The sequence below is a fragment of the Bradyrhizobium sp. USDA 3256 genome (genome assembly GCF_054058275.1).
The window spans coordinates 3,309,731-3,335,230 of the sequence record NZ_JBSSAE010000002.1; the positions used below are offsets into that span (position 1 = coordinate 3,309,731).

A 25,500-nucleotide genomic window follows, 5' to 3' on the forward strand; every position below is an offset into this window, starting at 1 on the left:
GTGGCTAAATCGACGCTTGAAGGACCGTCTCCTTGAGCCGGACGTTGATGTCCCGGAAACCGAAATCGGCAACGGGAGAACGATGATGCCGGAACGAAAGACGATGCAAAAGGCCAGACAGGACCGGCGCGCGGGAAAGTCGACGACCACCCAGGCGGGCGAGTTCGTGCACGAGGAAATTCGCAAGGTTCGCCGTGGCAAGCACGGAGCGCGATCTTCCAAACAGGCCATTGCAATCGGCCTGTCGAAGGCGAGGCGCGCGGGCGTTGCGCTCCGTCCACCCAAGAAAGGCGCGGCCAAGGCAGCCACCCGCAAGAGCGCGGAGTACGCCTATGAGGCGGGCCAGGGCAAGCGAAAGACCAGACGCAGACCACGCGTCTCGCGAGCGGTGTCCAACGTCCTGAAACGGGAACCGCGCAGCGCGGCGTCGCACGCGGCGCTGTCGAAACAAACGCGGCGCGCGGCCTCGCGGCGTTCTGCATCGGCCCGCTCGGCCGCGGCACGCAAGGCGGCAAAAACCAAGGGATCGGCCGTCCGTTCGGCCGCAGCAAAGAAAGCAGCCCGCACCAGAGCGCGGCAGCGAAAGTAAGCCTGGCGGTCCGAGGAGAGGACGACGATGGCGATTCACATAGGCAAATGCGGACACCGGTGATGGGCGCATGATACCCACTACATGCTCGGTCTCGACAACGGTGCAGGCGGATGACCCCAGCGTCGGCCCCAGGGCCCGCAAAGGTGCCGGGGTCGTCTCCGCACTGCAAAGGCCCTGACGCTTCGGCCCGGCGTCAGGGCCTTGGCCATTCCGAAGCCTGGAAAGGCTCTTGAACGACGCGCATCAGCGCCCCTTGAAGCGCGGCTTCCGCCGTCCGAGGAAGGCCGCGACGCCTTCCTTGTGATCCTCGGTCAGGCTCGCCAGCGCGAACTGGTCGAGGTCCATGTGGCTGGCAAGATCGTCGAGCGCATGCGCGAGCCGGTTGACCGTCAGCTTGGTCATCGCGACCGAGATCGGCGGCTGGGCGGCGACCTTGGCCGCGAGCGCCATCGCGGCGTCATATGACTTTCCAGGATCGGTCACCTGCTCCACCAGGCCCCACTCGTAGGCCTCCTCGGCCGAGATCCGATCGTCGGCCAGGATCACCGCCTGCTTGGTGCGCGCCGGTCCCATCAGATGCAGCATGCGCGGCACGCTCTGCCAGCTCATGTTCATGCCGAGCGCGATTTCCGGCACCCGCATATGTGCGTCGCGCGCCATGACGCGGAAATCCAGCGCGACCGCGAGTGCCACGCCGCCGCCGACGCAAAAGCCCTCAATCGCGCCGATCGTGACTTGCTCCATGTCCTGCCAGGCGCGCGTCAGCCGCGGCCCGAGCTTCAGGTGCCGGCGCAGCGAGCCCATGTCCATGGCCTGGCGCGAACGTCCTTCGGCATCCTTGAGGTCGAAGCCGGCGCTGAACGATTTGGCGCCGCCGGTCAGCACCACCACCGAGGTCTCGCCATCGTCCTCGAAACTGCGCGCCGCGTCAGTCAGCTGCCGCAGTGCCTCCGGCGACAGCGCGTTGATACCGTCGCCGCGGTCGAACCGCACCACGGCGATGCGGCCGTCCGGCCCGAGGCCCTTCTCGATCGTCACATAGTCAACCACGCATACCTCCCCGCTCGCATTCTTGTGTACTGCCTGCCTCGACATAGCACGACGGTTTCGCCTATTCTGTGGGCATGAGCGACCATGATCATCACCACCACGATCACGACCATTCCGAACTGTCGGAGACCGAACTGCGCGTCCGCGCGCTGGAATCGATCCTGACCGAGAAGGGCTATGTCGAGGCTGCCGCGCTCGACGCCATCGTGCAGGCCTACGAGACCAAGATCGGCCCGCATAACGGCGCCCGGGTCGTCGCCAAGGCCTGGACCGATCCCGCCTTCAAGAAGGCGCTGCTCGAGGACGCCAGCAAGGCGGTCGGCACCCTCGGCCATGTCAGCCGAGTCGGCGACCATCTGGTCGCGATCGAGAACACACCCGGCCGCCACAACATGGTCGTCTGCACATTGTGCTCCTGTTATCCCTGGGAAATGCTCGGGCTGCCGCCGGTCTGGTACAAGGCCTCGCCGTATCGCTCGCGCGCGGTCAAGGATCCGCGCGGCGTGCTCGCCGATTTCGGCGTCAGCCTGCCGAAGGAGACGGAAATCCGGGTCTGGGATTCGACCGCGGAGACGCGCTTCCTGGTGCTGCCGATGCGGCCCGAAGGCACCGAGGGCTGGAGCGAAGACCAGCTCGCCGAGCTGGTGACGCGCGATTCCATGATCGGCACCGGCTTTCCCAAAAGACCGGGAGCGCCGTCATGAACGGCGTCCACGACATGGGCGGCATGGACGGGTTCGGCAAGGTCGAGCCCGAGCCGAACGAGCCGATGTTCCATGAGGAATGGGAATCCCGGGTGCTCGCCATGGTCCGCGCGATGGGTGCGGCCGGCGCCTTCAACATCGACGCGTCGCGCTTCTATCGCGAGACCCTGCCCCCGCAGGTCTATCTGTCGAGCTCTTACTACAGGAAATGGCTGCTTGGGCTGGAAGCCCTGCTGCTCGACAAGGGCTTCATCTCGAACGACGACGTCGCCGCCGGGCATTCCGTCGCGCCGGCGAAATCGCTCAAGCACGGCAAGTTCTCCGTCGCCGATGTCGAGCGCGTGATGGTGCGCGGCAAGTTCGGCCGCGCCGCGCCGGGACCTGCGAAATTCAAGGCCGGCGATCGGGTGCGGGCGAAGAACATCCATCCCGCCACGCACACGCGGCTGCCGCGCTATGTGCGCGGTCACGTCGGGGTGATCGAGCGCGATCATGGCTGTCACGTGTTTCCCGATACGGTGGCCAACGACGCCGGCGAGCATCCGCAATGGCTCTACACCGTCGTGTTCGACGGAAGCGAGTTGTGGGGACCGGACTCCGATCCGACCATCAAGGTCTCGATCGACGCGTTCGAGCCGTATCTGGAGGCCGTGTGATGGATGCAGGTGCCGCCGCGCGCGCCACCAGCGCCGTCTCCAGCATCCCCCGCGACCAGGACGGCCCGGTGTTCCGCGCTCCCTGGGAAGCGCAGGCGTTCGCCATGGCCTTGACGCTGCATGACCGCGGCGTGTTCACCTGGACCGAATGGGCGGCGGCGCTTGCCGACCAGATCAAGCGCGCGCAGGCCGCCGGCGATCCCGACACCGGCGAGACCTACTACCAGCACTGGCTCGCGACGCTCGAACATCTCGTCGCCGCCAAGGGCGTCACGACACCGGAGACGCTGCACCGCTACCGCGACGCCTGGGACCACGCCGCCGACCGCACCCCGCACGGCCAGCCGATCGTGCTGACGGCGGCGGATTTTGCGTAGCGCTCGCCCGATTCTCTCCCCGTCGTCCCTGCGAAAGCAGGGACCCATACTCCGCGGCGGACTCCGCGGCGGATATTGTGTGAACGCGGCTTGTCGTTCCACCATCGCTCAACAATGACCATTCGTGGTTATGGGTTCCGGCCTTCGCCGGGACGACGATGGGGATGAGTTCGCGATTCAAGGCGCCATACCTAGCGCTGTCAGCACCTGCGTATGCCTGGTAATCCAGCATTCCAGAGATTGAGCCGAGAAGCCGCAGCGCACCGGATGACCCAATCGAGCCGCACCTGCGCTATTTCTGTATAATAGAAGAGTACCGTTGAGTTGCCCGACGTGTCAAGTTGCCGTGTCGAACGCCAGCAGCCGCCGGAGCCTTTGCATGGGGTTGTTTTCGATATTTTGGCCGTGCGCCCTGCGGGGCCATCAGCCCACGGTTACGGGCCACCCTGCGCGACGTACTCCCGCCACCCCTTGGCCCGCAGGCTGCAGGCCGGACATTCCCCGCAGCCATAGCCCCAATCGTGCTGCGCGCCGCGTTCGCCGAGATAGCAGGTGTGCGAGTGCTCGCGGATCAGGTCGACCAGCCCTGCTCCGCCGAGCTCGTGCGCGAGCCGCCAGGTCGCGGCCTTGTCGAGCCACATCAGCGGCGTGTGCAGCTCGAAATCCCTGGCCATGCCGAGATTGAGCGCGGACTGCAATGCCTTGATGGTCTCGTCGCGGCAATCCGGGTAGCCGGAATAGTCGGTCTCGCACATGCCGCCGATGATGTGGCGGATGCCGCGCCGATAGGCCAGCGCCCCAGCAAAGGTGAGGAACACGAGGTTGCGGCCGGGCACGAAGGTGTTCGGCAAGCCGTCCGCGCCCATTTCGATCGCGACGTCGCGGGTCAGCGCGGTGTCGGAAATCTCCGACAGCGTCGGGATATCAAGCGTGTGGCTGTCGCCGAGCTTCGCGGACCATTCCGGCCGGACCCGCTTGATCCCGGCCAGCAGCTGGTCCCGGCAATCGAGCTCGATCGCGTGGCGTTGGCCATAGGTGAAGCCGAGCATCTCGACGCGGGCAAAGCCCGACAAGGCCCAGGCAAGGCACGTGGTGGAATCCTGGCCGCCGGAAAACAGCACCAGCGCGGTGTCGGAAGCGTTCTGATCGGTCATGGAACGCGATTTAGCACCTGACGGCGCCGTGGCCAATCCGTGGACAGTGCCGTGTTTCCGGCGTGTTTTGCTGGGATCGGGAGGGGTGTTTTGGCATAAAGCCAATACCTCTTTGATGGCGGTGCCCCATGACCCCATGCCGCGACATTTCCCGCCTGATCGAGATCATGGCCGCGCTGCGCACGCCGGTGACCGGCTGCCCGTGGGACCTCGTGCAGAATTTCGAGACCATCGTGCCCTACACGATCGAGGAGGCCTATGAGGTTGCGGATGCGATCACGCGCGGCGATCTCGACGATTTGCGCGAGGAGCTCGGCGACCTCCTGCTGCAGGTGGTCTATCACGCCAGGATGGCCGAGGAGCAGAACGCGTTCGCGTTCGGCGACGTGGTCGAGGCGATCACCAGGAAGATGATCCGCCGTCATCCGCACGTCTTCGCCGACAAGGACGGCAATATCCAGCCGGCCGGCGTCAAGAGCGCCTGGGAACGGATCAAGGCCGAGGAGAAGGCCGAGCGCGCGGCGCGGCGGCCGCCCGAAGAGACCGCGCACAAATCGCTGCTGTCGAGCGTGAAGGCGGGCCTGCCTGCCCTGACGCGCGCGATGGAGTTGCAGCGCAAGGCGTCCACCGTCGGCTTCGACTGGAACGACCCGCGCGCGGTGCTCGCCAAGATACGCGAGGAGGCCGACGAGATAGAGGCCGCGCTCGACCGCAACGACAAGGCGGAGATCGCGGAGGAAACCGGCGACCTGATGTTCGCGCTGGTCAACCTCGCCCGCCACGTCGACGCCGATCCGGAAGCGGCGCTGCGCGCGACCAACGCCAAGTTCGAGCGGCGCTTCGCCTATATCGAGAAGGCGCTGGCGGCGAAGGGACGTTCGCTCGATGGTGCGTCGCTGGAGGAGATGGACGCGTTGTGGAATGAGGCGAAGGGCGCAAACACCGCCGTCGTCCCGGCGAAAGCCGGGACCCATACCGCGTGATCTAACTGTGACTGACGGTGACAGTCCCGCGCAAACGCGGAACTGCGACCGTGCTCAACGATGAGGGCCGGTGGTTATGGGTTCCTGCTTTCGCAGGGACGACAATGAGTGTGCGGGACAGGACTGCCTCTTCCCACAACTGGCTCACAACAGCGTCCCGCGCAGGATCACCGCGGCAACGCCGAAATAGATCACGAGGCCGGTGACGTCGACCAGTGTCGCGACGAACGGCGCGGAGGCGCTGGCCGGGTCGAAGCCGATGCGTTTGAGGATGAATGGCAGCATCGAGCCGCACAGCGATCCGAAGGTGACGATGCCGATCAGCGCGACACCGACGGTCGCAGCGACGAGCACCCAATGCGGGCCGTAGTCGAACAGGCCGAGCGTCTGCCACAGCGTAATTCTGACGACGCCGATCAGGCCGAGAATGGCGCCGAGCACGATACCAGTCGGCACCTCGCGCACGGCGACACGCCACCAGTCGCGCAGCCGCACCTCGTGCAGCGCCAGCGAGCGGATCAACAGCGAGGTTGCCTGCGAGCCGGAATTGCCGCCCGAGCTCATGATCAGCGGGATGAACAGCGTCAGGACGATCGCCCTCTCGAGCTCGCTCTGGTACGACTGCATTGCGGTCGCGGTCAGCATTTCCGACAGGAACAGCGCGCACAGCCAGCCGGCGCGCTTCTTGATCATCTCGCCGAAACCGATCCGCAAATACGGCTCGTCGATCGCTTCCATGCCGCCGAACTTCTGGGCGTCCTCGGTCGATTCCTCGACGATGGCATCGATGACGTCGTCGACCGTGACGATGCCGAGGATATGGCCTGGGCCGTCGACGACGGCGACGGCGAGCAGGTCGTAGCGCGAGATCAGCCGCGCCGCCTCCATGCGGTCGGCCTCCGGCGAGATCATCAGCGGCTTCCGCGCCGGCGCCGCGGTCAGCACATTGGCGTGCGGATCGCCCGAGATCAGACGGCGCAGCGGCACGGCCTGGATCAGGGTCTTCTTGACTGGGTCGATCACGAAGATCGAGTAGACGGTCTCGCGGGTGCGCTCGACCATCCGGATGTGATGCAGGACCTCGGCAATGGTCCAGCTCGAGGGCACGCTGACGAACTCGGTCGTCATGATGCTGCCAGCGCTGCGCTCGGGATAGGCCAACAGCCCCGAGATGACGTTGCGGGTCTCCGGATTGAGCCCGTTCAGCAGCGTGGTGCGCAGCGGCTCGACCAGCTCCTTGAAGATATCGGCGGCACGGTCGTCGGAGACGCCCGACAGCAGCGAGACCGCGGTATCTTTCGGTAGCTCGGCGAGGATCTCGCAGGTGTTGTCGAGCCCGGGCAGGTCGAGCACCTCGATCGCCTTCTCGGCCGGCAGCGATCGCAGCAGCTCCGCGGCATCCGCGGGCTCGCAGGCATTGAGCGCCTCGACGATTTCGGGCGCTCGCTCGTGGGCAAGATCACCGCTCTGGCCGGCGAGCGTCTCTTTCGTGATGATTTCGCTGGTGTCCTGCATCGATCCGCCTCGGCTTTGCGTTCTGCAGCGCAATGAACCAAGGCGGCGCGGATTTCAAACAGAAAGTGCGACGCCACGTCGCAGGCGCATCGGCGCCCTGCAACGTCACGGCATCGTCATATTTCGAAAGATTGCAGGGCCCCGTATTCGAGGGCTTACGCCTCGTAGGGGACGGCGGCGAACCGGCTCATCACGATGTCGCGCTTGGTCTCGTCGACGCGCACCGTCATGTCGAAGCGCTCGCCATGCAGCTCCTTGTTCAGGACCTCGGCATTGCGGTGCAGCCAGCTGATGCCGGCGCCATCGGAGGCATCGATCGAGAGATTGAGCGTCGCGCGCTTGGCCGCGAGGCGATCCTCGATCGCGGCGAGCAGCGCATCGATCCCCTCGCCTGTTGCGGCCGAAACCAGGAAGCATGGCCGCTCCAGCGGACGGCGCGCGGCGATATTGCCCAAATTGTCCCGCTCCTCGGGATCGAAGCGGTCGATCTTGTTCCAGACCTCGATGATACGCTGACCGCCGTCGGCGTCGGGATCGATGCCGAGCCGGCGCAACACTGCCTCAACGTCGCGCTCCTGCGCCTCCGCATCCTCATGGGAGATGTCGCGAACATGCAGGATGATGTCGGCTTCCAGCACCTCTTCCAGCGTGGCGCGGAACGCGGCCACGAGCTGGGTCGGCAAATTGGAGATGAAGCCGACCGTGTCGGAAAGCATCGCCTTGCCGCCATGCGGCAGGTTGAGCGCGCGCAGGGTCGGGTCGAGCGTCGCAAACAGCATGTCCGCTGCCTGCACGTCGGCGCGGGTCAGGCGGTTGAACAGCGTCGATTTGCCGGCATTGGTGTAGCCGACCAGCGCCACCACGCGATACGGCACGCGCTGGCGGCCGGCGCGATGCAGCCGCCGCGTCGCCTGCACCTTCTTCAACTCGCCTTCGAGCTTGGTGATGCGCTCGCTGATCAGGCGGCGGTCGGCCTCGATCTGGGTTTCGCCGGGGCCACCCATGAAGCCGAAGCCGCCGCGCTGGCGCTCGAGATGGGTCCAGGACCGCACCAGGCGGCTGCGCTGGTAGTTGAGATGGGCGAGTTCGACCTGCAGCGCGCCTTCCTTGGTCTTGGCGCGGCGGCCGAAGATTTCCAGGATCAGGCCGGTGCGGTCGAGTACCTTGGTGCTCCAGGCCTTCTCGAGATTGCGCTGCTGGATCGGCGACAGCGCGCAATCCATCACCACGAGCTCGACCTGGTTGCTGGCGACGAGCCCGTTGATTTCCTCGACCTTACCCTTGCCGAGGTAGGTCGCGGGCCGGATCTGACTGACCGGCGCGATGACCGAGTCCACAACACTGAGGTCGATCGCACCGGCGAGGCCGGCGGCTTCCTCGATCCGCGCTTCATAGTCGCGGACAGAGGAATCGGTCTGCGCATCGCCGTCGCCACGGCGCGTGCGCAGGTACGGGCCGATGACGATCACCCGCCCGGTGCTGCCGTCCCCCGCCGACCGCGCACGGTCGGCGCCCCCTTCACGATTGAAGGGTTCCAATCAGTTCACTCTCAAGCCGGTGCGTCCTCACCACCTTCGAACAACTGAATCGGAGCTCCGGGCATGATGGTCGAGATCGCGTGCTTGTAGACCAGCTGCGAGTGACCATCGCGCCGCAGCAGCAAGCAGAAATTGTCGAACCACGTGACAATGCCCTGCAGCTTTACTCCGTTGACCAGAAATATCGTCAGTGGCGTCTTGGTTTTACGAACGTGATTAAGGAAGGTGTCTTGTAGATTTTGTGCGCGGTCTGCCGCCATTGTTTTTGTCCCGCAAGCTTGTGCTTCTTTTTATTGAACCGGTTGCTGCTCTCTGACGGAGCCTCCTCCGGCTGCCCACCTGCCACGAGATCCCCCTCCGGCAGGCATAGCGGTAGGATTAGAGGCTACGCGCGGTTTTTAGGCAAGCCAGTTCGCGGTGCAGTCGGTAGGAACACGGTGGCAATTCTAAGAAAGTGCGGGGAAAGAGACGAATATTCTCGTGGAGAGTGGATAAATCCCCGGTTGTACCGACCCCGCCCTCGCCCCGCTGATCGACCAAACCGCCCCCGAGAGCCGCCTGTCGGCTCCCCGGCTGGTAACCGCCGGGGCTCCGCTCCGAGCCGCCGGCGGACCTGCCGACCTGCCGCGCCGGGGGTCAGCCGACCCCGAGCGCCTTCAGCTTGCGATGCAGCGCCGAGCGCTCCATGCCGACGAACTCCGCGGTGCGCGAGATATTGCCGGAGAAACGGCTGATCTGGGCGATCAGATAGTCGCGCTCGAACACCTCGCGCGCCTCGCGCAACGGCAGGCCCATGATGTGCTCGCCATTGTTGGAGGTCGGCATCGCCGGCACCATCGAGCCGACGTCCTGCGGCAGCATATCGGCGGTGATGATCGCCTCCGGACCGCCGCCGGCCAGGATCATCACGCGCTCGACATTGTTGCGGAGCTGGCGGACGTTGCCCGGCCAGACGTGCGACTGCAGGACCGCCATCGCGTCCTGCCCGATTTGCCGCTTCGGCAGGCCGGTGGCGGCCGAGATCTGGTCCATGAAATAGTCGATCAGCTCGGGGATGTCCTCGCGTCGCTCCGACAGCGGCGGTACGCGGATCGGCACCACTGAGAGGCGATGATAGAGGTCCTCGCGGAAGCGGCCTGCGGCGATCTCCTCCTCGAGATTGCGCGCGGTCGAGGAGATGATGCGGACGTCGACATGAACCTTGCCGGTGCCGCCCTGACGCTGGAAGGTCTGATCGACCAGCACACGCAGAATCTTGTTCTGGGTCTCGCGGGGCATGTCCGCGATCTCGTCGATGAACAGCGTGCCGCCATGCGCCTCCTCGAGCGCGCCGGCCTTGCGCTGCTGTTCGCCGTTCGATCCCTCGATGCCGAACAGCTCGATCTCCATACGCTCCGGCGTGATCGCGGCCGCATTGATCACCACGAACGGCCCCTCGGCGCGCCCGGAGGCATGGTGCAGCGTGCGCGCGGCAAGTTCCTTGCCGGCGCCGGAGGGACCGACGATCAGGATGCGGCTGTTGGCCTTGGCGGCGCGGTCGATGGTCTGGCGCAGCTGGTTCATGCAAGCCGAGCGGCCGGTCAGGACGCTCGCCGCCGGAGCCAGTTGCTTGAGCTCCTTCACCTCGCGCTTGAGCCGCGAGGTTTCCAGCGCCCGGGTCGCGACCAGGATCAGCCGGTCCGACTTGAACGGCTTCTCGATGAAGTCGTAGGCGCCGCGCTTGATCGCGGCGACCGCGGTCTCGATATTGCCGTGGCCCGAGATCATCACGACGGGCAGATCGGCATTGTCCTTCTTGATCTGCTCGAGCAGCTGCAGGCCGTCGAGCTTGGAGCCCTGCAGCCAGATGTCGAGGAAGACCAGATTGGGCCGGCGGTTGGCGATCTCGGCGAGCGCCGAGTCGCTGTCGCGCGCGGTGCGCGTGGAAAAGCCCTCATCGTCCAGAATACCCGCAACGAGGTCGCGAATGTCAGCTTCGTCGTCGACAATCAGAATGTCACTTGCCATGGGTTACACCTGCCTTGTCAGTCGCTCGTCGCGGCTTTGAATTTTGGCTTTTGCGCATTTGGCTCTTGATTATTTGGCCCTTGATCAGCGGGATCTCGGATAGGTTCCTGGGTCGGTTCTTGGATTTTTGGTTCATTGTTGGTCGCTTGTGCCGGGCCGTTGGTCGGCTCCTCCGGCGGATTTTTTTCACTGTCCGGTACGGTCTTGTCCGGTTTGACGTCCGGTTTTTGGTCCTTGCTTTCGGGCTTGTTCTCCGGCTTGGCCGCCTGGCCCGTGACGGCAAAGCGTAGCCGCATCCAGGCGCCGCGCTGGCCATCGCGGAAATCGGAGGCATCCTTGAGCTCGATGCGGCCGCCATGGTCCTCCAGAACGCGGCCGACGATCGCCAGGCCGAGGCCGGTGCCCTTCGCCCGGGTCGTGACATAGGGCTCGAGCAGGCGCGCGCGGGCGACCTTGGGCAGGCCGATGCCGTTGTCGACCACGTCGATCAGGATGTCGTCGTTCTCGCGCTGCGCCACGACGTCGATGCGGCCCTTGCCGAGCTCCTCGCGCGGGACCTGCTCGATCGCCTCGGTGGCATTCTTGATGATGTTGGTCAGCGCCTGCGAGATCAGCCGGCGGTCGAACTGGGCAGGCAGCGGCGACTGCTTGATGTCGGCCTCGATGTCGAGATCGGGATGCGCGACCTTCATCAGGAACACCGCCTGGCGCACCACGTCGGCGACGTCCTCGCCTTCCATCACCGGCTTCGGCATCCGCGCAAAGCGCGAGAACTCGTCGACCATCCGCCTGATGTCGTCGACCTGGCGCACGATGGTATCGGTGCACTGCTCGAAGATCGACTTGTCCTTCTCCTCGGTGATGGTCTTGCCGAACTTGCGGCGGATGCGCTCGGCGGAGAGCTGGATCGGGGTCAGCGGGTTCTTGATCTCGTGGGCGATGCGGCGGGCGACGTCGCCCCAGGCCGAGGTGCGCTGCGCCGACACCAGCTCGGTGATGTCGTCGAGTGTGATGATGTAGCTGTCGCGCGACTGGCTGGTCTGCTCGGCCGAGACGCGGACGGACAGGTTGCGCTCATGGCCGTCGCGCAGGATCGTGACCTGTCCCTGCACCAGGCGCTGCGTTCCCTCGCGGGCGGTCTTCATCATCTCGTCGAGCTCTGGCAGCACGTCCGAGAGCGGATGGCCGAGCGTCTCGGACTCGGCGTGCCCGATCAGCTTCTCCGCCGAGCGGTTGAGGACGCCGATGGTGCCTGAGGCGTCGACCCCGATGATGCCGGCAGAGGCCGACGACAACACCGCTTCGATGAAGCGGCGGCGGCTGTCGATGGTTTCGCTGGCATCGACCAGCTCGTTGCGCTGGGTGCGCAGCTCCTGGGTCATCTTGTTGAAGATTTCGCCGAGCAGCGCGAGGTCGCTTTCCGACTTGTTGACGGGAACCTGGACATTGAGATTGCCGGTCGAGACCTCGCTCGCCGCGCCCATCAGCTGGCGGATCGGCGACACCAGCCCGTTGGCGAAGTTCAGCCCGATCAGCACCGAGGCCATCAGGATGGTCAGCGCGATCACCGCGAACATCAGCGCGAACGCGACCTGGATGCCGAGCCTGCGGGTCTCGAGCTGGGCATATTCCGCCGCGCTGGTCTGCGTCTGCTTGAGCTGGGCAACGACCGCCGGATCGAGCAGCCGCGCCACATACAGGAACATGTCGTCATAGGCCCGCAGGCGGACCACGGAGGCGACGTAGTTTTCCGGAAAGACCGAGATCTTCGGCTCGGTCTCGTTGATGTCCTTCAGGATGTCGGGCGGCGGCGCTTCGTAGTTCAGGCGAACGCCGGTCTCGGCGCTGGCGACGATCTTGCCGTCCTTGTCCATCAGCACCGCGACCGGAAGATTGCGCGACTCGGCGCCGGCCGTCATCAGCTGCAGGAACGTCATGCGATCCTGGTCGTAGAGCGGCCGCGCATGGGCGAGGTCATTGGCCATCGCCAGCGTGTCGCCGTTGATGAGCTGGGCGTGCTCCTGCATGTAGGCGCTGGCGATGGTCAGCGAATTCTGGATCACCTGCTTGGTGGGACCCGAGAACAGCCGGTCGAGGCCGCGCTCGATGGTGACGTTGGCCACGATCGACACCAGCACGGCGGGCAGCACCGCGATCACCGAGAACAGGCCGACGATCTGGACATGCAGCCGCGCCGCGGCCCGGCCGCGCCGCCTCGCCTGCACCATCTGCCAGACTTCCCGGACGATGATGCCGACCAGCAGCAGGATGGTGCCGGCATTGATCATCAGGAAGGAGCGGACCACCTCGGACGTGGGCTCGATCGGGGTCAGCCCGGTCAGCACCACGAAGGTCAGGAAGGCGGACAGCAGCGCGATGGCCACGGCAAACGGCGCCAGCCAGCGCCGCAGCGGGAAGCCCCGCGCCTCTGCATTGGGCTCGGCCGGTGGGGCGTGTAATGTTGAAGCGGTGGTCTCTGCGCTGGTCATACCGGCAATTGAGCTGAGAGCGATCGCCCGCGGGAATTGCGAACTGATGCAATCATATCACAATGTTGCCGAATTGCGACATTTCCGCGGCGCAAACGCTGGTGCGGCGCCGTGTCCTCAAAACCATTTGTGACTACTCAATAACGGTGGTGGGGCCCGTCCCGGCCCCGTCAACCTCTACCCGCCGCTCCGGTAGACCTGGATATCGAGGTCGCGGATCTTCTTGCGCAGCGTATTGCGGTTCAGCCCGAGCAGGTCGGCGGCCCGGATCTGGTTGCCGCGGGTCGCCGCCAGCGCGGCGGTCAACAGCGGGATCTCGATCTCCTTGAGGATGCGGTGGTAGAGGCCCGGCGGCGGCACGCCGTTCGGGAAGCCGGAGAAGTGCGAGGACAGATAGGCCTCGACCGCGCCGCCGAGATTGTCGACGCCGACGGTCGCCGTGCTGCCCGAGGTGACCGCGGGCGGCGCCAGCTCGCCGTCGATGACGGAAGCGGTGATGACGTCCTGCGGATAGAGCGCGGCGAGCCGCCGGGCGAGGTTTTCCAGCTCGCGGACGTTGCCCGGCCAGCGGTGCTGCTTGAGCCGCTCGAGCGCCTGGGCGTCGAGCTTCTTCGGCGGCAGGCCGTCCTTCTCGGCGAGCGAGAAGAAGTGCCTGATCAGGTCGGGCAGATCCTCGATGCGCTCGCGCAGCGGCGGCAGCCGCAGCGGCACCACGTTGAGGCGGAAGAACAGATCCTCGCGGAACAGTCCCTGCTGGATCAGGATGCGCAGGTCCTTGTTGGAGGCGGCGACGATGCGGACGTCGGTCTTGATCGGGGTGCGGCCGCCGACCGTGGTGTATTCGCCCTGCTGCAGCACGCGGAGCAGCCGGGTCTGCGCCTCCATCGGCATGTCGCCGATCTCGTCGAGGAACAGCGTGCCGCCCTCGGCCTGCTCGAAGCGGCCGGAGGCGCGGGTGTTGGCGCCGGTGAAGGCGCCGCGCTCATGGCCGAACAGCTCCGATTCGATCAGGTCGCGCGGGATCGCCGCCATGTTGACCGCGACGAACGGGCCGTTGCGGCGCCGCCCGTAGTCGTGCAGCGCGCGCGCGACCAGCTCCTTGCCGGTGCCTGATTCGCCCGAGATCATCACGGTGAGGTCGGTCTGCATCAGCCGCGCCAGCACGCGGTAGATTTCCTGCATCGCCGGCGAGCGGCCGACCAGCGGGATCGAGTCGAACTCGCCGTCGTCGGCGGGACTGGAAACCCGCTCCTTCGGCTCGGCCAGCGCGCGGCCGACGATGGTGATCAGCTCCTTCAGGTCGAACGGCTTCGGCAGATATTCGTAGGCGCCGCGCTCGGAGGCGCGGATCGCGGTCATGAAGGTGTTCTGCGCGCTCATCACGATGACCGGCAGATTCGGCCGCATCTTCTTGATCCGCGGCAAGAGATCGAACGCGTTCTCGTCGGGCATCACGACGTCGGTGATGACGAGATCGCCCTCACCCTGGCTGACCCAGCGCCACAGCGTGGCGGCGTTGCCGGTGAGGCGAACCTCATAGCCGGCGCGCGACAGCGCCTGGTTCAGGACGGTCCGGATGGCGGTGTCGTCGTCAGCGACAAGTATGCTACCTGCAGGCATTGGTGTTCCTCATCGTGCATCCTGAGAGGCAGGCGAGGACGTACCCGGAACGTCATCGCGGTTGCTTTGGTCGAGTTGCTTGGCGGCGCTGTACATCGGCATCAGCACGCGGAAAGTGGTCTTGCGCGGCTGCGACTCGCATTCGATGATGCCGCCGTGATCGCCGATGATCTTGGCGACCAGCGCGAGGCCGAGCCCGCTGCCGGTCTGCTTGGTGGTGACGAAGGGATCGAACAGGTTCGGCAGCAGGTCTTCCGGCACGCCAGAGCCGTTGTCCTTGACGCAGAATTCCAGCGGCAGCGAGACCCGCGATTTCTTGCCGGGCACCGACAGCCGCACGCCCGGCCGGAACGCCGTGGTGAGCTGGATCTCCGCATCGGTACCGAGATCGGCGACCGCTTCGGCCGCGTTCTTCACGAGGTTGAGGAACACCTGGATCAGCTGGTCCTGGTTGGCCAGCACCGGCGGCAACGACGGATCGTAGTCCTCGATGAAGCGGACATTGCGGGCAAAGCCGGACTGCGCCAGGCGCTTCACATGATCGAGCACGGAATGGATGTTGACCGGACCGCGCGCCACCGGGCGGTCGTCGCCGAACACTTCCATGCGGTCGACCAGCGTCACGATGCGGTCCGCCTCGTCGCAGATCAACCGCGTCAGCAGCCGGTCCTCGGAGGACGCCTGCTGCTCCAAAAGCTGCGCCGCGCCGCGGATGCCCGACAGCGGGTTCTTGATCTCATGGGCGAGCATCGCCGCCAGCGCGATCACCGAGCGCGCCGCGCTGCGATGGGTGAGCTGGCGATCCATCTTGTCGGCGATGGTGCGCTCCTGCAGCATCACCACGATATGCCCGGGCCGCTCGGTCAGCGGCGCGACGTGCAGATCGACCTGGCGATCGCCGCCGATCCGCGGCGTGCCGAGATCGACCTTGTATTCGTTGACCGGCGAGCCGCTCGTCCGCACCTGCTCGATCAACGCCAGCAGCGGGCTGCCGAACGGCACCAGCTCCTTCAGCGACTGCCGGCGCAGGAACTGGGTCGAGATCTCGAAGAAGGATTCGGCTGCGATATTGGCGTCGACGATCCGCCCGTCGGGTGCGACCAGCAGCACCGGATTGGGCAGCGCATTGAGGATGGCCTCCCCGTCAGTCGGCACCGGCCGGCGGAATTCCATGGCTGACGTCATGCGGCAGCACTCCAGGCAAAATCGTCGTAGGCGTCGGCGAGCGAGCGATGCACGCTGGACGGCTCTTCCGCGGTCAGGATCGCCTGCCGCCAGGTCTTCAATGTCGCGGCCGGCGCGCAGCTATAGGCCGCAGCAGCCTCCAGCGCCCAGCCGAGATGCTTGCGTGCATGCTTGAGCCCGATGCGCAGGCCATAGTGGCTGCAAACCTCGTCATAGAGCGCGCGAACGTGCTTGAGTTGCTCGGCGAGCGACGGCGCGGCCTCGGCGATCCCGGTCTCGAGGCGGCGGCCGATCTGTCCCGGCAGCCAGGGCTGCCCCTGCGCGCCGCGGCCGATCATGACGGCGTCGGCACCCGACATCTCGAGCGCGCTGACAGCCTTGTCGAACGAGGTGATGTCGCCGTTGACCACGACCGGGACGGTGACGGCGTCCTTGACGGCGCGCACGGCGTTCCAGTTCGCCTCGCCCTTGTAGAACTGGCAGCGGGTCCGGCCATGCACGGTGATCATCTGCACGCCGGCGGCCTCGGCGCGGCGCGCCAGTTCCGGCGCATTGAGCGAGCGGTCATCCCAGCCGAGCCGCATCTTCAGCGTAACGGGCACCCTGACCGCCGACAGCGTCGCCTCGATCAGCGTGATCGCGTGGTCGAGGTCGCGCATCAGGGCCGAGCCGGACTGGCCCCCGGTCACGTGGCGGGCCGGACAGCCCATGTTGATATCGATGACGTCGGCGCCGGCGCCTTCGGCGATCCGTGCGCCCTCCGCCATCCAGTGGGTCTCGCAGCCTGCCAGCTGGACCACATGCGGCCCGACCCCGGCCGCCTCGCAACGCAGCTTCGACATCGGCTTGCCGTTCACCAGATCGTTGCTGGCGGTCATCTCGGAGACCACCAGGCCGGCGCCCAAAGTGGCAGCGAGTCGCCGAAAGGGCGCATCGGTAATGCCGGACATGGGCGCGAGGAGAACCCGGTTGGCGACAGCAATATCGCCGATCTTCAATGGGTTACGAGGAGTACTTTGCACGCCGGTCACAGCCGTCTCGTCGTTCTGTCAGCCACGCCATTGCAGCTGACGTCGTCTATTCTGCGCACAATTCTTGTGCAGTCAAGGCTCATGCCTACGGTTTAGACATTCCTATCATCAGTGCAAGTGCACTGCAACAAAATCTGCTTTTCCCACAGTCATCGGCAAACGCTCTGTTTTTGCGCAGCGGTCATGCTAAGGGCTGTGCGCGGCGATCCTCGCCGTCCCCCTCATCCCCGATTCGTCTGTCACTGGTTCAAAATGCCAAAGCCTGAGCGTACCGCAGCCATCCTAGTCGCAGCCGGCCGTGGACTGCGCGCCGGCGCAGGCGGGCCGAAGCAATACCGGACGATCGGCGGACAGACGGTTATCTACCGCGCCATGGAGGCGTTCTCCGGACATCCGGACGTGTTTGCGGTGCAGCCTGTGGTCAATCCTGACGACACCGCGCTGTTCGATGAAGCGGTCGCAGGCCTCCGCCATCGGCCGCCGACGCCGGGCGGCGCGACCCGGCAGGCCTCGGTCCATGCCGGGCTCGAGGCGCTTGCAAGTGAGAAGCCGGACATCGTGCTGATCCACGATGCCGCGCGCCCCTTCGTCACCGCAGCCGTGATCTCTCGCGCGATCGCCGCGGCCGGCCGGACCGGCGCTGCGATCCCCGTGATTCCCGTCACCGACACCATCAAGCTCACCGGCGATGCCGGCGACGTCGAGGCGACGCCGGAGCGCGCGCGCCTGCGGATCGCGCAGACGCCACAGGCTTTTCGTTTCGACGTAATATTGGAGGCGCATCGTCGCGCAGCGCGCGATGGCCGCTCCGATTTCACCGACGATGCGGCGCTTGCCGAGTGGGCGGGATTGACGGTTTCGACGTTTGAAGGTGATGCTGCCAACATGAAACTCACCACACCCGAGGACTTCGTGCGCGAGGAAGCGCGGCTCGCAAGCCAGCTCGGCGACATCAGAACCGGCACCGGCTACGACGTGCACGCCTTTGACGACGGTGACCATGTCATGATCTGCGGCGTGCGCGTGCCGCACACGAAGGGATTCCTGGCCCATTCCGACGGCGATGTCGGGCTGCATGCGCTGGTCGACGCGATCCTCGGTGCGCTGGCCGACGGCGATATCGGCTCGCATTTCCCGCCGAGCGACGCCAAGTGGAAGGGCGCCTCCTCCGACCAGTTCCTGAAATATGCGGTCGAGCGCGTCACCGCGCGCGGCGGACGGATCGCCAATCTCGAAGTGACGCTGATCTGCGAGCGACCGAAGATCGGGCCGTTGCGCGACACCATGCGGGCGAAGATCGCGGAGATCTCCGGCGTCCACATCTCGCGCGTGGCGGTCAAGGCCACCACCAGCGAGCGGCTCGGCTTCACCGGCCGCGAGGAAGGCATCGCGGCAACCGCGAGCGCCACGGTCCGCCTCCCGTGGGACGATAAAGGCTGGAGTGCCTGACATGGGCGGCAGCGACGCTCGTGCCCTCTCCCGCTCGCTGCTCGACCTGTGCCGGATGCGCAAGCTGACCATCGCGACCGCCGAATCGTGCACCGGCGGCTTGGTCGCGGGTGCGCTCACCGACATTCCCGGCTCTTCCGACGTGATCGACCGCGGCTTCGTGACCTATTCGAACGAGGCCAAGCGGGTCATGCTCGGCGTCAGGGCGGCGACGCTCGAAACGTTCGGCGCGGTGAGCAAGGAAACCGCGACCGCGATGGCGATCGGCGCGCTGGAAAAGGCCGGCGTCGACCTTGCGGTCTCGATCACCGGCATCGCGGGCCCTGGCGGTGCGACACCGGGCAAGCCGGTCGGCCTGGTGCATTTCGCCGTCGCCGCGCGCGACGGGCGCATCATTCATCGTGAGCAGCGATTTGGCGCAATCGGCCGCAGCACGGTGCGGCAGCGCTCGGTGGTCGAAGCATTGCGCATGCTGATGGAGCTTGCGCGCCCGCCGCAGGCCGCCAAGCCGCGTCGCGAGGCCGCCAGCCGGTTGCGGCCAAGGGTGGCTCGATCGCCGCGGAGCCACGCTGCGAAACGCCGCCGGCCGCCGCGCGGATAGGCCCGACCCAAAGTCGAGTCGCGCGACGGCCCGCCTTACACAGGCTTGTGTCAACTGCGGCCCGGTGACGCTTACCTGAAATGGAACTTTGACGCGGCTTCGCCGCTTTATGTTGTTCCAACTCTGCTGTTTCGATTGTTCGTCCAACAGCAAAATCCCACAACAAGGAGAAAATGATGAAGTTGGGAACTTTGGTCGTGGCCGCCATCAGCGCTGGCGCCATGACGCTGTCGACTGTTGCGCCTTCGTCCGCCGCACCACTCGCTCCCGCGCGATTGCAGGACCAGCCTACCTCCGTCGAGCATGTGCAGTATCGGCACTGGCACGGTGGTCCGCGTTACGGCTATCGCGGCGGATACGGCTACCGCGGTGGTTACTATCGCGATCGTGGCAGTAACGGCGCGGCGATCATCGGCGGGCTGGCGGCCGGCGCGATCATCGGCGGCGCGATTGCGGCGAGCCAGGCCAAGGCCAACAACGACGCCTATTGCTCCCAGCGTTTCCGTACCTACGACCCCGCTTCGGGCACCTACATCGCATCCGGCGGCGTGCGGCGATCCTGCCCGTAAATCGGCGAACGCGCCCCACGCATCATCCGTCGTGCCCGGCCTCGTGCCGGGCATTTGCGTTTCCAGGGGGGCAAACGAGACGGCTTCGCTACGTCGACAGCTGCGGCTTGCCGTAGACCTGATCCGCCCGCTTCTCGAACGCGTGGGCAAACCGCCCGAAAGCCGCGTCGAACATCGAGCCCATCAGCATCGCCAGCATCCGGCTCTTGAATTCGTAGTTCAGGAAGAAGCCGACATCGCATTCGGTTTCCGACCTCGGCTCAAAACTCCAGCGATTCTCCAGATTGCTGAACGGGCCGCGCAGATATTCGACCAGGATCTTCAGATTGGGCCGATCGAGCGTCACCTTGCTGGTGAAGGTTTCCCGCACCAGCTTGAAGGACACCGTCATGTCCGCCACCACGACCTCGGTGCCGTCGTCCTTGGGCGTGCGCTGGCGGATCTTGAGCGACTGGCATAGCGGCACGAATTCGGGATAGCGCTCGACGTCGGCGACCAGATCGAACATTTGAGGTGCGGTGTGCCGGACCCGCCGCTTGCTTGAGAATCGTGGCATCAGTGGATACTCGCACGGTTTTGCCCGAGTGCGAGGCGCTTCAGATAATCATCCGCCTGCGCCCGATCGGTGAAGCAGACCAGCGATTGATCGGGCCGCAAGCCGGCAAAATACTCGATCAGCTTCGGCCGCTGCTGCCGGCGATAGGTCCAGACGTAGCGGAAGAATTCGAGATCGATCTTCTCGGGGCAGCCTTCCGCCATCTCCGGGCGGACCTGGCCATAGCTCCCGGCTATCCGCCTGAAGATACCGAGCATGCATGTCGACCGCGGCAGGTCGAACCAGATGATCGTATCGGAGAGCTCCCGGCGCAATTCCCCTGCACCATGCCTCATGTAGTTCCCATCCATGATCCAGTGCGGCTCGCGGGCTGCTTCGGTCATGCGGCGCTCGAATTCGTCCCTGCCCGACTCGACCCAGCCCGGCTTCCAGAACAGCGCATCGATCGACACGGTCGGAATCCCTGTCATGGCGGACAGCCGCCGCGCAAAGGTCGACTTGCCGGATCCCGACGATCCCATCACCAGAACGCGCTGCATTGGTCCAGTCCAAGGTTCGGTCAAGGTTCGGTCAAGGTTCGGTCAAGGTTCGGTCAAGGCCCGATCAAGCAACGGCGCGCGAGGGCGCCGGCTCACCGCCGTTTGCGAAATCTAGCGGCCGCGGGCCACGCGCGCCGCCTGCAGTTTGGCGAAATCCTCGCCGGCGTGGTGCGACGAGCGCGTCAGCGGGCTCGCCGACACCATCAAAAAGCCCTTGGTATAGGCGACCCGCTCGTAGCCTGCGAACTCGTCCGGCGTCACGTAGCGCATGACGGCGTGATGCTTGCGGGTCGGCTGCAAATACTGGCCGATGGTCAGGAAATCGACTTCGGCCGAGCGCAGATCGTCCATCACCTGCAGCACCTCGTGCCGCTCCTCGCCGAGGCCGACCATGATGCCTGACTTGGTGAAGATGGTCGGATCGATCTCCTTGACCCGCTGCAGCAGCCGGATCGAATGGAAATAGCGGGCGCCGGGACGGACCGTCAGATAGCGCGACGGCACGGTTTCCAGATTGTGGTTGAAGACGTCGGGCTTGGCCGCGACCACGCGCTCCAGCGCGCCGTCCTTGCGCAGGAAGTCCGGTGTCAGGATCTCGATCGTGGTGGTCGGGCAGCGCGCGCGGATGGCGCGGATGGTCTCGGCAAAATGCTCGGCGCCGCCGTCGGCGAGATCGTCGCGATCGACCGAGGTGACCACGACGTGGCTGAGCCCGAGCTTGGCGGTGGCCTCCGCGACATATTCCGGCTCGCTCGCCTCGAGCGCGCCGGGCATGCCGGTCTTGACGTTGCAGAACGCGCAGGCGCGCGTGCAGGTGTCGCCCATGATCATGAAGGTGGCGTGCTTCTTGTCCCAGCACTCACCGATATTGGGGCAGCCCGCCTCCTCGCACACCGTGACGAGGCCGTTCTCCTTCACGATCCGGCGCGTATCCGCATAGCCGCGGGTGTTCGGCGCACGAACGCGGATCCAGTCCGGCTTCGGCGGCGACACGGCATCTGGCCGGTTCACCTTTTCGGGGTGCCGCGGGCGGAGCTGAGTGGTGGAGATGGTGTCGACGATGGTGACCATGGATGCCTGCAAGTCGCGGGAGCACGATCCGGAAAAGTGGAGGCCGGTTTTCCGAACAGATCATGCTCCGAACCAAGGGCTTAGCTAATCGGTGTTGACGCGGCTCGCAACCCGCCCCGCGACCCTAGCAGACCAGCCTATATATTGGCAGTCTTGCGGTCCGTTCCATGCCGATTCCCACCTCAAAATGGCTCAAAAACCCCGATCCATCCGCGCGACCGCGCCGCGCCTCGGCAAGGCGCTGAAACGCTCCTTCTTCGATCGCAGCGTCCACGAGGTCGCCCCCGACCTGATCGGCGCGACCTTCCTGGTCGACGGCGCCGGCGGCATCATCACCGAGGTCGAGGCCTATCATCACACCGACCCGGCGGCGCATTCCTACCGCGGGCCGACCCCGCGCAACCAGGTGATGTTCGGCCCGCCGGGCTTCTCCTACGTCTACCGCTCCTACGGCATCCATTGGTGCGTCAACTTCGTCTGCGAGGAAGCGGGCTCGGCCAGCGCCGTGCTGATCCGCGCGATCGAGCCGACCCGTGGGCTCGCGGCGATGCGCCGGCGGCGCGGACTGGAGGACGAGCGGGCGCTGTGCTCGGGGCCCGGCAAGCTCTGCGAGGCGCTCGGCATCACCATCGCGCACAGCGAATTGCCACTCGACCGCGCCCCGATCGCGCTCCATGCGCGGACCGAAGCACCCGAAATCATCACCGGGGTGCGGATCGGCATCACCAAGGCCGTCGACCTGCCCTGGCGCTACGGGCTGAAGGGATCGAAATTCCTCAGCAAGCGGTTTTGATCGCCACGGCGTCGTTCGCTATGACGCCTTCTTCAGCCGCTCGATCGCCTCGAGGATCTTGGCGCGGCGCTCCGTTGCTGCCGCGCGCTTTTCCTTCTCTTCCTCGACGAGCTCTTCCGGCGCGTTGGCGACGAACTTCTCGTTGGCGAGCTTGGCATCGACCCGTTTGATGTCGGCGTCCGCCTTGCCGAGCTCCTTCTCCAGCCGCGTGCGTTCAGCCGCGAGATCGATCACGCCCTTCAGCGGCAGCGCGACCGCCTCGCCGCGGACAAGGAGCTGCACCGCGCCTTCCGGCGGGTGATCGGCGAACGAGATATCCGACAATCGCGCGAGCCGCTTGATGGTGTCGTTCCAGCGCCGCGCGCGGTCCCGCGTCTCGTCGGAGGCGCCCACGATCACCAGCGGCGTCAGTGTCGACGGCGGGATGTTCATTTCCGCCTTCACCGACCGCATCGCAGTGACGAGATCGACCACCCAGCCGATCTCGGCCTCGGCCGCGGGATCGCTGAACTCGTCGGCGTCGAGCGCGGCAATGACCGGCGGAATGATCGGATCGACCACCGGACCGGCGGTCGCGATCGCGGCCAGCTGCTCGCCTGTCACGCCCGACTTGCGCGGCCAGGACGCCAACACCAACAGGCCGTCGCGCTTTGCGGTCACCGCCCACAGCTCCTCCGTGATGAAGGGCATGAACGGATGCAGCAGCTTGAGGATCTCGTCGCGGGTCCAGGCGATCATGGCGCGGGTCTCGGCCTTGGCCGCGCCCTCCTCGCCCATCAGCACGGGTTTCGCGAGCTCGAGATACCAGTCGCAGAACACGTTCCAGACGAAGCGGTAGATCGCGCCCGCGGCATCGTTGAAGCGATGATCCTCGATCGTCTCGGTGACCTCGCGGGTGACGCGCGAGGTTTCGTGCGCGATCCAGCGGTTCAACGTCTCCTTCGCGCCCTTCGGATCGAAACCGTCCGGCTTGACGCACTCGTTCATCTCGGCGAAGCGGCAGGCGTTCCAGAACTTGGTCGCGAAATTGCGGTTGGTCTCGACCAGATGCGGCGACAGGCGGATGTCATGGCCTTGCGCCGCCTCGCGGGTCAGCGCGAAGCGCAGCGCGTCAGCGCCGTATTCGTCGATCACGCCGAGCGGGTCGATGACGTTGCCCTTCGACTTCGACATCTTGGCGCCCTTCTCGTCGCGGACGAGACGGTGGATGTAGACGGTCGAGAACGGCGCCTCCTTCATGAAATGGAGGCCCATCATCATCATGCGGGCGACCCAGAAGAAGATGATGTCGAAGCCGGTAACCAGCGTGTTGGTCGGGTAGTAGCGCGCGACCTCCGGCGTGTCGTCCGGCCAGCCCAGCGTCGAGAACGGCCACAGGGCCGACGAGAACCAGGTGTCGAGCACGTCCTCGTCGCGCGTGATGAAGCCCTCGCGCTTGGCGGGGTCGACCGCCATGTCGTGGCCCTGCTCCGGCGTGATGACTTCCTGCTCGACGTAATAGCCGAGCGCGTGGCCGACCGCCTCTTCCTCGGTCTCGGCGACGAACACCTTGCCGTCGGGTCCGTACCACGCCGGAATCTGATGGCCCCACCAGAGCTGGCGCGAGATGCACCAGGGCTGGATGTTCTCCATCCACTCGAAATAGGTCTTTTCCCAGTTCTTCGGCACGAACGTGGTTTCGCCCGAGCGCACCGCCGCAATCGCCGGCTGCGCCAGCGTCTTGGCGTCGACATACCACTGGTCGGTCAGATACGGCTCGATCACGACGCCGGAGCGGTCGCCATGCGGCACCATGTGGGTGTTGGGCTCGATCCGCTCGAGGAAGCCGAACTCCTCCAGCCTCGCGACGATCTTCTTGCGCGCCGCGAAGCGCTCGATCTTGTCAAACTCGGCGGCGAACTCGTCGGCGCCCATCGGCAGGCCGCGCAGATAGTCCTCGTTGCCCACCAGGCTGAGGCTGCCTTCCTGGTCGAGCACGCTGATCTGCGGCAGGCCGTGACGCTTGCCGATCTCGAAGTCGTTGAAGTCGTGCGCCGGCGTCACCTTGACCGCGCCCGAGCCCTTCTCCGGATCGGAATAGTCGTCGGCGACGATCGGAATCCTGCGGCTGACCAGCGGCAGGATGACGTGCTGGCCGACCAGATCGGCGTAGCGCTCGTCGTCCGGATGCACCGCGACGGCGGTGTCGCCGAGCATCGTCTCGGGGCGCGTCGTCGCGACCACGATGAACGATTTCGGATCCTCGGGGCTGAAGCTGCGGCCCTCGATCGGATAGCGCAGATACCAGAGATGGCCCCTGACCTCGACCTGCTGCACCTCGAGATCGGAGATCGCGGTGAGCAGCTTCGGGTCCCAATTGACCAGGCGCTTGTCCTTGTAGATCAGGCCATCGCGATGCAGCTCGACGAACACCTTGACGACGGCGCGCGACAGGCCCTCGTCCATGGTGAAGCGCTCGCGCGACCAGTCGCAGGACGCCCCGAGGCGCTTGAGCTGGTTGACGATTGTGCCGCCGCTCTCGGCCTTCCACTGCCAGACCCGCTCGAGGAACTTGGCGCGGCCCATGTCGCGCCGGCCCGGCTCCTGCCGTTCCATCAGCTGACGCTCGACCACCATCTGGGTGGCGATGCCGGCGTGATCGGTGCCGGGCTGCCACAGCACGTCGCGGCCGCGCATCCGCTCGAAGCGGCACAGGATGTCCTGCAGCGTGTTGTTGAGCGCGTGGCCCATGTGCAGCGAGCCGGTCACGTTCGGCGGCGGAATCACAATGGTGAAAGGCGCGGCGTCCTTGCGTTCAGGCCGGCCGGCCTTGAACGCACCGCTCTCCTCCCAGATCCGGGCCATCCGGTGCTCGATATCGGCGGGCTGGTAGTTTTTCTCGATCATGACAATGCGCTGTGGACCATGGAAAGCGTTAGAAAGCCGCCGGAGCGCACCAAGTCAACCGGACCGGTACGTCAAATCGACGTTTAGGGCATTTGGGGAGCTGATTGAGGGCCGCCAGGCCCAACGGCGGAAGCC

The 25,500-nt window shown here is 65.7% G+C and carries 23 protein-coding genes; 9 read left to right on the top strand and 14 right to left on the bottom strand.

What is annotated here, in order from left to right:
* The first annotated feature begins 16 nt into the window (after positions 1-16).
* Positions 17-589, top strand: a complete 573-nt coding sequence (locus ACVWY5_RS17190; RefSeq protein ID WP_321177272.1) for a DUF6496 domain-containing protein — start codon at positions 17-19, stop codon at positions 587-589.
* Positions 590-835: 246 nt separating this feature from the next.
* Here ACVWY5_RS17190 and ACVWY5_RS17195 read toward each other — a convergent pair whose 3' ends face one another.
* Positions 836-1,642, bottom strand: coding sequence for an enoyl-CoA hydratase/isomerase family protein (locus ACVWY5_RS17195; RefSeq protein WP_028331965.1), 807 nt, complete (start codon positions 1,640-1,642; stop codon positions 836-838).
* Positions 1,643-1,716: 74 nt separating this feature from the next.
* On the opposite strand from ACVWY5_RS17195, the gene nthA reads away from it, so the two are divergent.
* The 3 genes from nthA to ACVWY5_RS17210 are packed head-to-tail and all read left to right on the top strand — an operon-like array spanning position 1,717 to position 3,379.
* Positions 1,717-2,346 (top strand): nitrile hydratase subunit alpha, encoded by a 630-nt coding sequence (nthA, locus tag ACVWY5_RS17200; protein ID WP_028331964.1) that lies wholly within the window; start codon positions 1,717-1,719, stop codon positions 2,344-2,346.
* A complete protein-coding gene (gene nthB / locus ACVWY5_RS17205) occupies positions 2,343-3,002 on the top strand; it encodes a nitrile hydratase subunit beta (protein WP_028331963.1) in 660 nt (219 codons plus the stop codon). The genes nthA and nthB overlap by 4 nt, the downstream gene beginning before the upstream one ends.
* Positions 3,002-3,379, top strand: coding sequence for a nitrile hydratase accessory protein (locus ACVWY5_RS17210; protein ID WP_028331962.1), 378 nt, complete (start codon positions 3,002-3,004; stop codon positions 3,377-3,379). The genes nthB and ACVWY5_RS17210 overlap by 1 nt, the downstream gene beginning before the upstream one ends.
* Positions 3,380-3,813: 434 nt before the next feature.
* Here the strand turns inward: ACVWY5_RS17210 and queC are convergent, their stop codons facing one another.
* Positions 3,814-4,533, bottom strand: coding sequence for a 7-cyano-7-deazaguanine synthase QueC (gene queC / locus ACVWY5_RS17215; protein ID WP_028331961.1), 720 nt, complete (start codon positions 4,531-4,533; stop codon positions 3,814-3,816).
* Positions 4,534-4,661: 128 nt separating this feature from the next.
* Here queC and mazG point away from each other — a divergent pair, with 128 nt between their 5' ends.
* Positions 4,662-5,516, top strand: a complete 855-nt coding sequence (mazG, locus tag ACVWY5_RS17220; protein ID WP_028331960.1) for a nucleoside triphosphate pyrophosphohydrolase — start codon at positions 4,662-4,664, stop codon at positions 5,514-5,516.
* A gap of 144 nt (positions 5,517-5,660) precedes the next feature.
* On the opposite strand, the gene mgtE is transcribed toward mazG, so the two are convergent.
* From mgtE to dusB, 8 genes are all read right to left on the bottom strand, one after another.
* The gene (mgtE, locus tag ACVWY5_RS17225; protein ID WP_028331959.1) at positions 5,661-7,031 is read right to left on the bottom strand and encodes a magnesium transporter; all 1,371 of its coding nucleotides are present in this window, start codon (positions 7,029-7,031) and stop codon (positions 5,661-5,663) included.
* Between the two features lie 155 nt (positions 7,032-7,186).
* Entirely contained in the window at positions 7,187-8,569 is a 1,383-nt protein-coding gene (gene hflX / locus ACVWY5_RS17230; RefSeq protein ID WP_028331958.1) for a GTPase HflX, read from the bottom strand.
* Between the two features lie 11 nt (positions 8,570-8,580).
* Positions 8,581-8,829: an RNA chaperone Hfq gene (gene hfq / locus ACVWY5_RS17235; protein WP_006020546.1), complete on the bottom strand. Its 249-nt coding sequence runs from the start codon at positions 8,827-8,829 to the stop codon at positions 8,581-8,583.
* 376 nt (positions 8,830-9,205) lie between these two features.
* Positions 9,206-10,576, bottom strand: a complete 1,371-nt coding sequence (gene ntrX, locus ACVWY5_RS17240; protein WP_028331957.1) for a nitrogen assimilation response regulator NtrX — start codon at positions 10,574-10,576, stop codon at positions 9,206-9,208.
* A 17-nt stretch (positions 10,577-10,593) separates the two neighbouring features.
* Positions 10,594-13,065 carry a sensor histidine kinase NtrY-like gene (locus tag ACVWY5_RS17245; protein ID WP_028331956.1) on the bottom strand — a complete coding sequence of 824 codons (2,472 nt, stop codon included), beginning with the start codon at positions 13,063-13,065 and terminating at the stop codon, positions 10,594-10,596.
* Between the two features lie 177 nt (positions 13,066-13,242).
* Positions 13,243-14,685 (bottom strand): nitrogen regulation protein NR(I), encoded by a 1,443-nt coding sequence (gene ntrC, locus ACVWY5_RS17250; protein ID WP_021079341.1) that lies wholly within the window; start codon positions 14,683-14,685, stop codon positions 13,243-13,245.
* Positions 14,686-14,694: 9 nt separating this feature from the next.
* Positions 14,695-15,870: a two-component system sensor histidine kinase NtrB gene (locus ACVWY5_RS17255; protein WP_028331955.1), complete on the bottom strand. Its 1,176-nt coding sequence runs from the start codon at positions 15,868-15,870 to the stop codon at positions 14,695-14,697.
* On the bottom strand, positions 15,867-16,820 hold the full coding sequence (gene dusB, locus ACVWY5_RS17260; protein WP_244978399.1) for a tRNA dihydrouridine synthase DusB: 954 nt from the start codon (positions 16,818-16,820) through the stop codon (positions 15,867-15,869). The genes ACVWY5_RS17255 and dusB overlap by 4 nt, the downstream gene beginning before the upstream one ends.
* Before the next feature lie 333 nt (positions 16,821-17,153).
* Between dusB and ACVWY5_RS17265 the strand changes: the two genes are divergently transcribed.
* From ACVWY5_RS17265 to ACVWY5_RS17275, 3 genes are all read left to right on the top strand, one after another.
* A complete protein-coding gene (locus ACVWY5_RS17265) occupies positions 17,154-18,350 on the top strand; it encodes a bifunctional 2-C-methyl-D-erythritol 4-phosphate cytidylyltransferase/2-C-methyl-D-erythritol 2,4-cyclodiphosphate synthase (protein WP_028331953.1) in 1,197 nt (398 codons plus the stop codon).
* Position 18,351: 1 nt separating this feature from the next.
* Positions 18,352-18,951: a CinA family protein gene (locus tag ACVWY5_RS17270; RefSeq protein WP_028331952.1), complete on the top strand. Its 600-nt coding sequence runs from the start codon at positions 18,352-18,354 to the stop codon at positions 18,949-18,951.
* Positions 18,952-19,124: 173 nt separating this feature from the next.
* A complete protein-coding gene (locus tag ACVWY5_RS17275; protein WP_028331951.1) occupies positions 19,125-19,520 on the top strand; it encodes a BA14K family protein in 396 nt (131 codons plus the stop codon).
* Positions 19,521-19,608: 88 nt separating this feature from the next.
* Here ACVWY5_RS17275 and ACVWY5_RS17280 read toward each other — a convergent pair whose 3' ends face one another.
* The 3 genes from ACVWY5_RS17280 to lipA form a co-directional block, all read right to left on the bottom strand.
* Positions 19,609-20,076, bottom strand: coding sequence for a type II toxin-antitoxin system RatA family toxin (locus tag ACVWY5_RS17280; protein WP_028331950.1), 468 nt, complete (start codon positions 20,074-20,076; stop codon positions 19,609-19,611).
* Complete coding sequence (locus ACVWY5_RS17285; protein ID WP_028331949.1) at positions 20,076-20,615, bottom strand: P-loop NTPase family protein; 540 nt, start codon at positions 20,613-20,615, stop codon at positions 20,076-20,078. Before ACVWY5_RS17285 ends, ACVWY5_RS17280 begins: the two co-directional genes overlap by 1 nt.
* Before the next feature lie 111 nt (positions 20,616-20,726).
* On the bottom strand, positions 20,727-21,686 hold the full coding sequence (lipA, locus tag ACVWY5_RS17290; RefSeq protein WP_028331948.1) for a lipoyl synthase: 960 nt from the start codon (positions 21,684-21,686) through the stop codon (positions 20,727-20,729).
* A gap of 187 nt (positions 21,687-21,873) precedes the next feature.
* On the opposite strand from lipA, the gene ACVWY5_RS17295 reads away from it, so the two are divergent.
* A complete protein-coding gene (locus ACVWY5_RS17295; RefSeq protein ID WP_038377151.1) occupies positions 21,874-22,479 on the top strand; it encodes a DNA-3-methyladenine glycosylase in 606 nt (201 codons plus the stop codon).
* 18 nt (positions 22,480-22,497) lie between these two features.
* On the opposite strand, the gene ACVWY5_RS17300 is transcribed toward ACVWY5_RS17295, so the two are convergent.
* The gene (locus tag ACVWY5_RS17300) at positions 22,498-25,365 is read right to left on the bottom strand and encodes a valine--tRNA ligase (protein WP_028331946.1); all 2,868 of its coding nucleotides are present in this window, start codon (positions 25,363-25,365) and stop codon (positions 22,498-22,500) included.
* Positions 25,366-25,500: the final 135 nt, after the last annotated feature.